At 61.1% G+C, this 11,996-nt stretch carries 11 protein-coding genes; 10 read left to right on the top strand and 1 reads right to left on the bottom strand.

All coding sequences use genetic code 11. The annotated features are described in order from the left end of the window. The first annotated feature begins 39 nt into the window (after window positions 1-39). The 8 genes from AAFO92_RS00520 (at window position 40) to AAFO92_RS00485 (ending at window position 8,969) form a co-directional block, all read left to right on the top strand. On the top strand, window positions 40-489 hold the full coding sequence (locus AAFO92_RS00520; RefSeq protein ID WP_347532474.1) for a hypothetical protein: 450 nt from the start codon (window positions 40-42) through the stop codon (window positions 487-489). A 16-nt stretch (window positions 490-505) separates the two neighbouring features. Beyond that, window positions 506-925, top strand: coding sequence for a hypothetical protein (locus AAFO92_RS00515; RefSeq protein ID WP_347532473.1), 420 nt, complete (start codon window positions 506-508; stop codon window positions 923-925). Between the two features lie 28 nt (window positions 926-953). Then, window positions 954-2,414: a coniferyl aldehyde dehydrogenase gene (locus AAFO92_RS00510; RefSeq protein ID WP_347532472.1), complete on the top strand. Its 1,461-nt coding sequence runs from the start codon at window positions 954-956 to the stop codon at window positions 2,412-2,414. A gap of 102 nt (window positions 2,415-2,516) precedes the next feature. Continuing rightward, window positions 2,517-4,130: a GMC family oxidoreductase N-terminal domain-containing protein gene (locus AAFO92_RS00505; RefSeq protein ID WP_347532471.1), complete on the top strand. Its 1,614-nt coding sequence runs from the start codon at window positions 2,517-2,519 to the stop codon at window positions 4,128-4,130. A 27-nt stretch (window positions 4,131-4,157) separates the two neighbouring features. Next, window positions 4,158-6,110: an acyl-CoA synthetase gene (locus AAFO92_RS00500; protein ID WP_347532470.1), complete on the top strand. Its 1,953-nt coding sequence runs from the start codon at window positions 4,158-4,160 to the stop codon at window positions 6,108-6,110. A 58-nt stretch (window positions 6,111-6,168) separates the two neighbouring features. Next, window positions 6,169-7,071, top strand: a complete 903-nt coding sequence (locus tag AAFO92_RS00495; protein ID WP_347532469.1) for a bile acid:sodium symporter family protein — start codon at window positions 6,169-6,171, stop codon at window positions 7,069-7,071. 81 nt (window positions 7,072-7,152) lie between these two features. Beyond that, the gene (locus AAFO92_RS00490) at window positions 7,153-8,382 is read left to right on the top strand and encodes an NADH:flavin oxidoreductase/NADH oxidase family protein (protein WP_347532468.1); all 1,230 of its coding nucleotides are present in this window, start codon (window positions 7,153-7,155) and stop codon (window positions 8,380-8,382) included. A gap of 125 nt (window positions 8,383-8,507) precedes the next feature. Beyond that, complete coding sequence (locus AAFO92_RS00485) at window positions 8,508-8,969, top strand: thioesterase family protein (protein WP_347532467.1); 462 nt, start codon at window positions 8,508-8,510, stop codon at window positions 8,967-8,969. A gap of 20 nt (window positions 8,970-8,989) precedes the next feature. On the opposite strand, the gene AAFO92_RS00480 is transcribed toward AAFO92_RS00485, so the two are convergent. Further along, the gene (locus AAFO92_RS00480; protein ID WP_347532466.1) at window positions 8,990-9,913 is read right to left on the bottom strand and encodes a LysR family transcriptional regulator; all 924 of its coding nucleotides are present in this window, start codon (window positions 9,911-9,913) and stop codon (window positions 8,990-8,992) included. Between the two features lie 110 nt (window positions 9,914-10,023). Between AAFO92_RS00480 and AAFO92_RS00475 the strand changes: the two genes are divergently transcribed. Both AAFO92_RS00475 and AAFO92_RS00470 read left to right on the top strand, forming a co-directional pair. Beyond that, window positions 10,024-10,746, top strand: coding sequence for a sterol desaturase family protein (locus AAFO92_RS00475; protein ID WP_347532465.1), 723 nt, complete (start codon window positions 10,024-10,026; stop codon window positions 10,744-10,746). 98 nt (window positions 10,747-10,844) lie between these two features. Beyond that, on the top strand, window positions 10,845-11,861 hold the full coding sequence (locus AAFO92_RS00470) for an alpha/beta hydrolase (RefSeq protein ID WP_347532464.1): 1,017 nt from the start codon (window positions 10,845-10,847) through the stop codon (window positions 11,859-11,861). Window positions 11,862-11,996: the final 135 nt, after the last annotated feature.

Below are 11,996 nucleotides of genomic sequence, written 5' to 3'. Positions count from 1 at the left end.
GCGGCTGCAATCCTTCATCTTTTTCGCAGGGAGGAAATCATGCGTTCACTAATTGCCATTCAGGAAGGTCAGATATCTCTGAGCCAGATTCAGAAACTTGAGGCGACACTGCGCCAGCTTTACGTTCGGCATGTCGGCCCGCAGAAGCTGACCATCATCTGGAATGTTGCCGACGCGCAGCATACCATCACCGATCGCAAATGGTCGCGTTCCTCCGCCTGTTCAGTCGCGGTGCCCGACGGGTTCGACGAAGACCGGCGCAAGGCGTTTCTCAGCGATCTGGACGAAGCCTGGCGCAAGATCACCGGGCAACACCCGGACCAAACCTCGTTCGTGGCCTTCGATGAAGAGCGGTTCAATGAGGTGCTGAAAGGCAATCTGGAACGGTTTTCGCCGCTGGGAAAGATGCTGTACCTGGGCAAGTTGATCCTGCGGATCATGCGTTCGAAACGGCGGCATGGCGTGTTGATCACGCGGTTCAATCAGTAATTCCGGAGGGAACGAGATGCCACTTTATACCATTGCCACGCGCAAACCGCTTTCCGAGAAGACCCGTTTTGACATCGCGCAGGCCATCACCGACGTGCATTGCGAACTGACCGGTGCGCCGCCGGAATTCGTGAACGTGATCTTCATGACCGGATACCGGATGAAACGCGGCACCGTGCTTGGGCTGAACGGCAATGTCCGGGTTGGCGGGAATCGCAATGACGACCTGTACAAACGGCTCAATGATGCGATGCATGCAAAGATTGCCGCAACGGCACAGTTGAAACGATCACAGGTGCTCGTCACTCTTATTGGTGTTGAATATCACTGGATCGTCGAGGGCGGCATGCCGATGCCCGCGCCAGGTGAAGAGGCCGGATGGCTGGAACGCAAGAACGCCTACCACGCTTCGCTTGGCATTCCGCAAGTCGCCTGACCCTGACCCCTATTCCGGAGGCTGACCTATGTCCGCACCTCATCTGACACCCGTCGAAACCCAGATGCCCGACCTGGAAGGGCTGCTGATGGCGCAGAAGAAAGCCTGCGCCGCCGATCCGATGCCGGATCGCGCCACGCGGATTCGGCGCCTGGACAAGCTGCATAATGCGATCCTGGACAATCGCGCGCGGATCGTTGCGGCCTGCAACAAGGATTTCTCGAACCGGGCCGGGGCCGAGACCGAACTGGCCGAGATCATGCCGGTGCTGGATGGAATCGCCTATTACCGCAAGCGCCTTCGCAAGCTGATGAAGCCGCAACGCCGCCACGCGCCGCTGACGGTGATGCCCGCCCGGGTCGAGGTGCGGTATCAGCCCGTGGGTGTCGTGGGCATCGTGGTGCCGTGGAACTTTCCGTTTTTCCTGGGCCTGTCTCCGCTGGTGGGTGCGCTGGCCGCGGGTAACCGGGTGATGATCAAGACTTCGGAATTTGCCCCGGCCTCGGGTGCGCTGATGAAGGAAATCATGGCGGGCATCTATGCCGAGAACGAGGTCACCGTGGTCACCGGCGGTGTCGAAGTGGCGACCGAGTTTACCAAGCTGCCCTTCGACCATCTGGTCTTTACCGGCTCGACCCAGGTGGGCAAGATCGTGATGAAGGCCGCCTCGGATAACCTGACCCCGGTGACCCTGGAGCTGGGCGGCAAGTCCCCCGCGATCATCCACGACAATTTCCCGCTGGACGAGGCGGCCAGCCGGATCGGGTTTGGCAAGGGCTTCAATGCCGGTCAGATCTGCGTCTCGCCCGATTACGTCCTGTGTCCGCGCGACAAGGTTAACGCGTTCGCCACTGAATTCTCGGACGCGATGAAAAAGGCCTATCCAAGCCTGCGCGAGAACCCCGATTACACGGCGATCATCACCGAGCGTCAGAAGACCCGGCTAGAGGGTTACCTGGAGGATGCCGCGGAAAAAGGCGCCGAGATCATCACGATCAACCCCAAAGGCGAGAGTTTTGACGGCACCCGCAAAATGCCCCTGACCGTGGTCCTGGGCGCCGATGACTCGATGCTGTTGATGCAGGAGGAAATCTTTGGCCCGATCCTGCCCGTGGTCCCCTATGACACGATGGAAGACGCGATTGCCTATGTGAACGAACGCCCGCGTCCGCTGGCGCTTTATTACTTCGACTGGGACAAGGGGCGCGCCGATGACGTTCTGGCCCGCACCCATTCCGGCGGGGCCTGCGTGAACGACACGGTGACTCATGTCGGCGTCGATGACATTCCCTTCGGCGGGATCGGCCCGTCAGGCATGGGGCATTACCACGGCGAAGAGGGCTTTCGTACTTTCTCGAAGGCCAAGGGGGTCGTGCGCAAGGGCAAGTTCAACGCCACCGCGCTGGTTGCACCGCCCTGGGGGAATTTCATGTACAAGCAGCTGATGATGCTGCAGAAATTCCGTTTCCGCCGTCGAAAGATCAAGTGACACCACAGGCAAGCAGAGCAGGTGCGGCCCCGGAGGAGGGCCGATGGCCTGACGGAAGAAAACGAGGGGGCCGGTGCGGATCGGCCTGAGGGAGAAAGCCAAGTGATTTTCGACTACGTGATCGCGGGTGGAGGCTCGGCCGGCTGTGTGCTGGCGCGTCGCCTGACCGAAGACCCAAATGTCAGCGTCTGCCTGCTGGAAGCAGGCGGTGGCGGCAAGGATCTTATCATCCGGATGATGCTGGGCGGGTTTTTCATGATCCAGAACAAGCCGGTTCAGATCAACAACTGGTGCATGGATACTGTGCCGCAGCCGGGTCTGAACGGGCGCAAGGGCTACCAGCCGCGCGGCAGGGCGCTTGGCGGGTCCAGCGCAATCAATGCGGCGCTCTACATCCGCGGTCAGAGGCAGGATTACGACGATTGGGCCAATCTGGGCAACGAGGGCTGGGATTGGGACAGCATGTTGCCCTATTTCAAGAAATCCGAGAACAACCAGCGCGGGGGCGACGCCGAACATGGCGCGGACGGCCCGCTTCAGGTTTCGAACCAGCAGGTGCCTCGTGAGATTTCCCATGCCTTTGTCGACGCCGCGACCCATCTGCAACACCGCCGGACCGATGACTTCAACCGCGGAGATCAGGAGGGGGTTGGCCTCTATCAGGTCACGCAGTTTCACGACAAGAACAAGAATGGCGAACGCTGCTCGGCCGCCGCAGGCTATCTGTTTCCGGTAATGGACCGCCCAAATCTGAAGGTGGTCACGCGCGCCGCGGTCAAACGTCTGCTGATGGAGGGCAAGCGCGCGACCGGTGTCTTGTACCGGCACAAGGGCAAGGATATCGAAGTCAAGGCCAGGCGCGAGGTGCTGGTCTGCGCCGGCGCACTGAAATCGCCGCAGATCCTGCAGCTGTCGGGCATCGGCAACGGTGAGGATTTGGCGCGTCTGGGCATCGACGTGGTGCATGACCTGCCGGGCGTGGGTCAGAACCTGCAGGACCATCTGGATTTCTCGCTGTCCTTTCGCACCAAGCACAAGGACAACCTGGGCATCAGCGCCAAGGGCGGGTTAGACATCATGCGCCACATCTGGCGCTGGAAGAAGAACGGCAAGTCCATGGCCGCATCGCCCGTGGCCGAGGGTGGGGCATTCCTGAAGAGCGCGCCCGATCTGGATCGTCCGGACATCCAGTTGCATTTCATGATGACCATCGTGGACGATCACCTGCGCAAGCTCTACTGGGGCCACGGCTATAGCTGCCACATGTGCAAGCTGCGCCCCGCGAGCCGAGGCAGCGTGTTCCTGCAAAGCGCCGATCCCCTTGCGATGCCCGGGATCGACCCCGCCTTCCTGAGCGATCCGCGTGACCTTGAGACAATGATCAAGGGCGTGAAAATCACCCGCGAGATCATGAAGGCGCCCCCGCTTGCCAACTACGAACTGTCCGAGATGCACGGCACCGACCAAGCAAAGACCGACGCTGACTGGGAAAGGCACATCCGCGACCGGGCGGACACGATCTATCACCCGGTGGGCAGTTGCAAGATGGGTGTGGACGAGATGGCCGTGGTCGACCCGCAGCTGCGCGTGCGCGGGGTCAAGGGGCTGCGCGTCGTCGATGCCTCGATCATGCCGAACCTGGTTTCGGGCAACACCAACGCACCGACAATGGCCATCGCCGAAAAGGCCGCGGACATCATCCGTGCAACGGCGTGACCGCATCAATGCGATCGAGGATCTGAGATGAACATGATGAGCAGCGCCGAGACCGGGTTTACCTGCCTAGCGGATATCGAAGCGTTCGAGAAAACGCCCTTCGCGGACCGCACGATACCGGCCACGACCTATGAGGCGCTGCAACAGGGGGCGGCGATCAACCCCGCGTCGCCGGCGCTCAGCTTCTTTGTCTCGGCCAAGACCTATGACAGGGCAAAGACGCTGAGCCACGAGGAGTTTCTTGGCAAGGTCACCCAGACGGCCAACGCGCTGCGCAACCTCGGCATCGGGCGCGATGACGTGGTGGCCTATGTGCTGCCCAACCTGCCCGAGACGCATTTCACCATCTGGGGTGGCTCTGCCGCCGGCCGGGTGCTGGCGATCAACCCGCTGCTTGAGGCCGACCAGATTGGCGATCTGCTGCGCGCCGCGAATGCCAAGGTGCTGGTGACGCTGGAAAAGACGCCGAAAACCGATCTGTGGCGCAAATCAGTGGCCGCCGTGGTCAACACGCCCTGTATCGAACAGATCGTGACCTGCAGCGTCTTTGACTGGATGGATGGCGGCGCGGCGGTGGTGTTCGGCACCATCGGCAAGCTGGCCTCTTCGAAGCTGAAGATCGGGGGGCGGCGCATCCCGGTCACGCGGTTTTCGAAACTGATTGCAAATGCGCGGTCAGATGCGCTGGAATTCGAGCCGCCCCGATCAGACGATATCTCGACCATGCTGTGCACCGGCGGCACCACCGGCCTGCCCAAGATCGCGCGCCGCAGCCACCGGTCGGAGGTGTATGACTGCTGGGCATTGTCGCATTTCAACCCGCAGGTCGCCGCCTCGGGCGAGGCGGTGTTCTGCGGTTTGCCGCTGTTTCACTCCAACGCCATTCTCGTCACCGGCCTGCTGCCTCTGATGAAAGGTGGCCACATCGTTCTGGCGACGCCGCAGGGCTATCGCGGCGAAAAGGTGATCGAGAATTTCTGGAAGATGGCCGAACACTTCAGGTTCCGCACATTCTCGGGCGTGCCGACAGTCTACTCGGCATTGCTGGACGTGCCGCGCGACGGCCTGGACATCAGTTCGATCAGCTTCGGGGCCTGTGGGGCCGCGCCGATGCCGGTGGAGCTGTTCAACTCTTTCGTCAAGAAGACCGGTATCCCGATAGTCGAAGGCTACGGCATGACCGAAGGCGCCGTGGCCTCGTCGCTGAATCCCACCCATCCGGACCGCCGCCGCATCGGGTCGATCGGGCTGCGGCTGCCCTACCAGCAGATGCGCTGCGCAATCCTGAACGACGACGACACTTTTGATCGTTGGGCGGAAGCCGATGAAACCGGCGTGATCCTGATCTCGGGCGCGAACGTGTTTCAGGGCTATGTCATCGACAGCCAGAACAAGGGCATCTTCTACGAGGTGGACGGGGCCAGGTGGTTCAACTCGGGCGATCTGGCGCGGCAGGACGCGGATGGTTATTTCTGGATGACCGGCCGCAAGAAAGAGCTGATCATCCGGGGCGGCCACAATATCGACCCCAAGATCATCGAAGAGGCGATGCACGCCCATCCCGACATCGCCATGGCGGCGGCGGTGGGCCGGCCCGATGTCAAGGCCGGGGAGCTGCCGGTTCTGTATTACCAGTCGACCACCGGCGCGGATATTCCCGCCGCCGAACTGGCGCGATTTGCCGAGAAGAACGTGCCCGAACGCGCGGCCATTCCCAAGGATTTCATCCGGCAGGAGGCGCTGCCGGTGACGGCCATCGGCAAGATCCACAAGGTCACGCTGAACATGATGGAGGTCGAGCGGACCATCCGCACCGAGGCCACCGCCAAAGGTGCGACCATCACCTCGCTAGAGGTGGTGCAGGACAGCCAGCGCGGCATCGTCGCCAAGCTGGTGCTGGGCGCGGGGCAGGAGGACATGCGCCACGCACTCGGAAACTACACCTTCGCGGTGGATTTCATCGAACCGGGGCGGGCCTAGCGCCCGAGAGAGACAGCACAGCGCCGGGCATCGGCGCTGTCGCACTGGGAGGAAAGAAATGGATTTTGCAATTCAAGTGATCTTGCCTGCGGCGCAGGCGTTCATCATGTTCTCGCTGGGTTTGGGGCTGACCCTGGCGGATTTCGGACGGGTTTTCCGAGGCGGCAAGGCGCTTTTGATCGGAATCGTATGCCAGATTGTGCTGCTTCCCATCGTGGCCTTCGGGATCGTGTCAGGCTTTGACCTGCCGCCGGTTCTGGCCGCGGGCGCGATGCTAGTGGCGTTCTGCCCCGGCGGTGTCAGCAGCAACGTGATAACCAAGCTGGCGCGCGGCGATCTGGCGCTGGCGGTGTCGCTGACCGCAGTGACCAGCCTGATCGCCTTCATGACCGTGCCGCCATTGGCCGCGCTGGCGATTGTCCATTTCATGGGTGAAGCTGCGCCGGAATTCTCGATCTCGAACCTGGCTGTCTTTACCTTCGTTCTGACCACGGTGCCGGTGATGACCGGGGTTCTTGTGCGCCACGTCTTCGCGGCGTTTTCCATCCGTGTCGAGAAGTTCCTGAGCAACCTGGCCGTTATCCTGTGGCTGATCCTGCTGGTCTTCCTGTTCGTCGGAAACTGGGATCTGGTCGCGCGCACCTTCGAGATGATGGGGCCCGCGCTTCTGCTCTTGCCTTTCGTGCTGATGGTGATGGGCTGGGGCGCCGGGCGCCTGCTGGGCGTCAGCCGCACCCAATCCAAGACGCTGTCGATCGAAACCAGCATCCAGAATTCACCGCTGGGCGTGGCGCTGGCCGGCGCCATCATGGGCACGACCGCGGGCATCAGCGAACTGGCGCTGCCATCGGGGCTCTATTCGATCACCATGTACGTCGTTGCGTTGCCCGCGATCCTGCTGTTCCGCCGGATCGACGGGGCCGAGAACTCACAAGCAGGGATGGCGCCCGCGTCATCCTGACCAACCCCGCCAGGCGCGACCTGGCCCTGCAACACGGAACCCTCCGCAGGTCGGAGGATTCGCCAGAAACGGAGAAAACGAATGGCAACGCTTGGGGATTCCCTGACACTCAGATCGGGCACGGTTCTGCGCAACCGGATTTGCAAGGCGTCGATGAACGAGGCCCTGGCCACGGCGGATGGCAAGGTCACAACAGAACACGTGTCGCTGTACGAGGCCTGGGCCAATAGTGGCGCGAGCCTGATGATTACCGGCAACATGATGGTTGACGGCAAGCACATGAACGAACCGCTGGTCGTGGACGCCCTGTTGGAAAGCAACACGGGCCTGCTGCGTAAATGGGCGGCGACAGGCAAGGCGACCAACACCCATATCTGGCCGCAGCTGAACCACCCGGGCAAACAATCGCCCAAGATGGTCAATGACGCGCCCGTTGCGCCCTCGGTCGTGCCGATCGAGAATGACCTGTTCGTGCCGCCGCGCGCGTTGACCGAGGCCGAGATCGAGGACATCATCGACCGCTTCGCCGAAGCCGCGGCCCGTCTGGAAGAGGCCGGGTTCACCGGCGTTCAGTTGCACGGCGCGCATGGGTACCTGATCGGCCAGTTCCTGTCACCGCATCACAACCGCCGTACGGACAAATGGGGTGGCAGCTTTGATAACCGCTTCCGCTTTGTCGAGGAGATCTACAACAGCATCAGGGCGCGCACGGGCGACGGGTTCAATATCGGCATCAAGATCAACTCGTCCGATTTCCAGAAGGGTGGGTTCACCGAAGAGGATTCCATCGAGGTCGCCAAGCGCCTGGACAAGCTGGGCGTGGACCTGATCGAAATCTCGGGCGGAAGCTGGGAGAACCCGGTGAACCGCAAGGGCAAGGCCGAGGCCAAGAAGGAAAGCACCCGGAAACGCGAGGCGTATTTCCTGGAATATGCCGAGAAGGTAAAAAAGCAGATCGAAACGCCACTGGTCGTGACCGGCGGTTTCCGGTCATCGGAAGGTATGAGCCAAGCGCTGGCCTCGGGTGCCATTGACATGGCAGGCGTGGCGCGGCCGTTCGCGGTGGACGCCAAGTTCGGCACCCATGTGATACGAAACCCCAAGCACGTGTCCCCGGTGGCACCGATCCGTTCGGGCATCAAGAAGATCGACGCAATGGCGATCATGGAGATCAGCTGGTACACGATGCAGATCGAACGGATCTCGCGCGGGAAGAAGGTGCAAACGAAGGCCGATGGCGTCTGGCCCGCGCTGAAAGTGATGTACAGGTTCTGGAAAAACGGCAAGGCCGTCAAGCGCGTTCGCGCCTGATCCGACGGCTTGCGCACCCGGTCGGGCTGAGGGGCAGCGTGTCACGCGCCCCGCTGCGGCGGCTGTTCATGTGGCTGTAAGGGCTGTCGGTATCGTTGGTGTATAGACGAAACAGGAACAGGATCATGGACGTTTCGCTGACCCAAAGCCTACCGGACCTCGCAGATCATCCGGATCCGTTCTGGAAGAGCTTCACTGTGACCGAAGATGATCTTGACGGATTCAGTCACGTGAACAATGCCGTGTATCTGAAATGGCTGGATGCGACGGTGTGGGCACACACCCGGTCCGTGGGCCTGAGCGAGCCGGCCTGTCTTGAACTGGACAGGGGAATGGCCGTCGTGAGGCATGAGATCGACTATATCTCATCCGCTTTTCTTGGCGATGAAGTCGTTGTCTGTAACTGGATCTCGGCGAATGACGGAAGGCTGCGCGCCAGTCGCGTCTTCCAGGTGATCCGGCTGCAAGACCAGAAGACGATCCTGCGCGCGAAATCCGATTATGTTTGCACGAAGCTGAGCACCGGTCGGCCCGCGCGTATGCCGGAAATCTTCAGGACGGCCTACGGCGTGATGATCGACGGCTAGACGCTCCGGAATCACGCATCTCAGAGCTCTGCCGACAGTTTCGAGATCATCTCCACAAACCACCGATGCCCGGGATCGCTGTTGCGCGATTTATGCCAATACAAGCTGAGTTTCAGCGTGGGGCTTTCGAAAGGTAGCTCCAGGGTGGCCAGCTTTCCCGCCCGGATGAACGGCGCCGCCTGCCTGTTCGAGATGATCGCGATCATACCCGAGGCCGCCACGATGCCGGGCACCGCCACAAAGCTCGAAGCCTGCATGACCACATTGCGTTTGGGCAGTCGCGAGCCCAGCAGGAATTCGATGGGGGTCAGTTGACGGCTGTTTTGCGAAGGCATCAAGCTTGCGCGCGGCATGACCGAAACATGGGGCAACGCCTGAAATTCGTCGATCGACAGCCTCTGTCCTGCCTTCGGGTGATCTGGCGCGCAGATCGTGACCAGCGTTTCCTCGACCATGAAACGGCTGTCGAACTGGTCATCGGGCAGGTCCACGAATTCGACGGCGCAATCCAGCCGCCCGTCTTTCAGGCGCGTGGGGATGTCGGGCAGGTAGTCGGGATGCACCTGGACAACCGCCCTGGGCGCCACACGGTGAAGATGCGCCGCAATAATGGGCATCGCGACCAGTTCGACCGTGCTGTTCATCGTGACATCGAACGCCCGGTCCACCTGTTCCGGCGAAAACGGATAGGCGTCATAGCTCTGCCGGATCACGTTCAGCGCCGGCGCCAGCGTATTGTGCAACCTTAGCGCGCGGGGCGTCGGTTTGAGGCCGCGCCTGGTTCGTACAAACAGCTCATCCTTGAAACTGAGCCGCAACCGCTTCAACGCCTTGCTGACGGCGGGCTGGCTCATCGACAACCGCTCGGCGGCACGGGAAAGCTGCTGCTCCTGCACAAGCGCGTCAAAGATTGGCAGCAGGTTAAGATCCTGATTTCTCAACATGAATCAAGATATTCCTTACAGGCATATTTACCTTATCTTTTTTAAATTAGACTTTATTTTATTCCGTCGCAATAGTTCTTGGCAGCTAAGAATTTGGGAGGATTTCTGGCATGAGCGACGAATCTCGCGAAAAGTTTCGCGCCAAATACCGCGCGGCCATCAGCCCCTATTACAGCGGCTGGATTCACATGATCACACTATGCGTGACAGCAGGTTGCCTGATGTGGTGGGCCTTGGCCCAGTTGAATGGCTTTGTCTGGACGGACCTCTGGATTGTCCCCGCTGCCTTCCTGGCGAGCAATATCGGCGAATATGCCGGGCATCGCTGGTTTGGCCATCAGAAAACCAAGCTGATGAAGCTGTTCTACCAGCGTCACACCGGCGATCATCACACGTTCTTCGAAGAACACGCAATGGCCTTTCAGATGGTTCTGGACTGGCGCGTGGTGATCTTTCCGATTTATCTAATCGTGCTGTTCACCGTTCTGGTGGCGATTCCGGGCGGGCTGATACTGACATGGCTGTTCAACGTGAATGTGGGCCTGCTGTTCGGCACGGTGACGATCTCGCAATACTTCCTCTATGAATTGCTGCATTTCAGCTATCACGTCCCGCGCGGCACCCGGACCGAGCGTGTATTTCTTGCAATCCCCGGCTGGAAATACCTGCGCCTGTTTCACACGGTGCACCACAACCGTGACCTGATGCACGATGCGAATTTCAATGTGACCTTCCCGATCACGGATTGGTTGGTGGGAACCCTGAAATTCTCGTCAGGTGATGAGCGCGCCCCGGATCAGGGCTGGGTCAAGCCGGCCACCCTGGCAGAGTAGCCGACCCATTACCAAACGGGCGCATCCGCAAGAGGCAGATGCGCCCTGTTTTCACCGGCTTGGCAAACAGCCACGGATTTGAGTGCATCGGAGGCAACATGGCACAGCCAGACATTCGACCCGCAAGTCAGAAATTCGCGATGGCTCTGGTACGCAGCCAGACAGGGCTGAGGCTGTCGCGCATGGGGGCCAAGAAAGGCGCCAAGCAGGTGCTGGATGGGTGCGTGAACGAGACGGTCGAGGTTCCGCGCAGCAACGGTCAGGGCACCATTCGCACGCGGGTCTACAAACCCAAAGGTGATGCGCGCGACCTGCCCATCGTCGTCAGCTTTCACGGCGGAGGGTTCGCCACCGGCTGGCCCGAACGGCACCACGCATTCTACAGGCGATTGATGGAATCGCGCCCCTGTATCGTGGTGGCCCCGGCCTATACCGTGTCCATCGACGCGCCGTTCCCGGCGGCACATGACGACTGCTATGACACGGTGCTCTGGGTGCGCGAACACGCGGCCAAGCTGGGCGGGTCGGGGGACATCATCCTGGCCGGCAACAGCTCGGGCGGGGGGCTGGCCCTGTCCTGTGCCCTGCGGGCGCGCGACTGTGGTGACGCAAAGATTGCCTTTGTCATGCCGCTCTACCCGATGATCGACGACCGATCATCGAACTGGCCGCAGCTCGACAAGAAGCTGCTGACCTGGAACGTGACCAATTCTGTGCTGTCCTGGCACCTGTATCTGAAGGACATCCGCGCCCGCAAACGGTACGAGATCCCCGCCTACGCCGTGCCCGCGCGCGCGGCCGACCTGTCAGGCCTGCCGCCGCTGCTGGGATTTGTCGGCAATCACGACATCATCTTTGCCGAGTATCAGCATTTCGTCGACCGGCTGATCGCCGCGGGCGGAACGGCCGTGTTCAAGGTCTTCGCCGAGACTTTCCACGCGATGGAAGATTCCGCCCCGAACCTGCCCCGATCTCGTGAGATCAACCAGTGGGTGTCCGACAGCTTTTCCGCGATGGTGGATACCTTCTGCACCGGCGGGCCCAAACCCTCGCCTGCTTCTAACCCCGCGAGTGCCAACGCCGCGCCAGTCCGGGGGTCGGTGTCCGCCGTCTGATAACCGGGACGAAAGGGCTGTCTTCCGGTTGGGACGCCGGCGCACCCCTGACCGAATTCGGGCGTTCCCACTGCTGGACCCGCGCCAAAGCCAATGTGCCTACGCGGCCGATTGGGTCTGCCATGCTACGCCGGG

This window comes from Roseovarius sp. CAU 1744, assembly GCF_039839345.1.
Lineage (GTDB): Bacteria > Pseudomonadota > Alphaproteobacteria > Rhodobacterales > Rhodobacteraceae > Roseovarius.
Note: the sequence above shows the minus strand (reverse complement) of the source record. Positions and strands in the feature narration are given on the sequence as shown.

Bases quoted from the DNA above. Each gene is read 5' to 3' on its own strand.
- AAFO92_RS00490 (WP_347532468.1), top strand. From the start codon at position 7,153: ATGGCAACGCTTGGGGATTCCCTGACACTCAGATCGGGCACGGTTCTG.
- AAFO92_RS00510 (WP_347532472.1), top strand. From the start codon at position 954: ATGTCCGCACCTCATCTGACACCCGTCGAAACCCAGATGCCCGACCTG.
- AAFO92_RS00520 (WP_347532474.1), top strand. From the start codon at position 40: ATGCGTTCACTAATTGCCATTCAGGAAGGTCAGATATCTCTGAGCCAG.
- AAFO92_RS00485 (WP_347532467.1), top strand. From the start codon at position 8,508: ATGGACGTTTCGCTGACCCAAAGCCTACCGGACCTCGCAGATCATCCG.
- AAFO92_RS00500 (WP_347532470.1), top strand. From the start codon at position 4,158: ATGAACATGATGAGCAGCGCCGAGACCGGGTTTACCTGCCTAGCGGAT.
- AAFO92_RS00480 (WP_347532466.1), bottom strand. From the start codon at position 9,913: ATGTTGAGAAATCAGGATCTTAACCTGCTGCCAATCTTTGACGCGCTT.
- AAFO92_RS00475 (WP_347532465.1), top strand. From the start codon at position 10,024: ATGAGCGACGAATCTCGCGAAAAGTTTCGCGCCAAATACCGCGCGGCC.
- AAFO92_RS00470 (WP_347532464.1), top strand. From the start codon at position 10,845: ATGGCACAGCCAGACATTCGACCCGCAAGTCAGAAATTCGCGATGGCT.
- AAFO92_RS00495 (WP_347532469.1), top strand. From the start codon at position 6,169: ATGGATTTTGCAATTCAAGTGATCTTGCCTGCGGCGCAGGCGTTCATC.
- AAFO92_RS00515 (WP_347532473.1), top strand. From the start codon at position 506: ATGCCACTTTATACCATTGCCACGCGCAAACCGCTTTCCGAGAAGACC.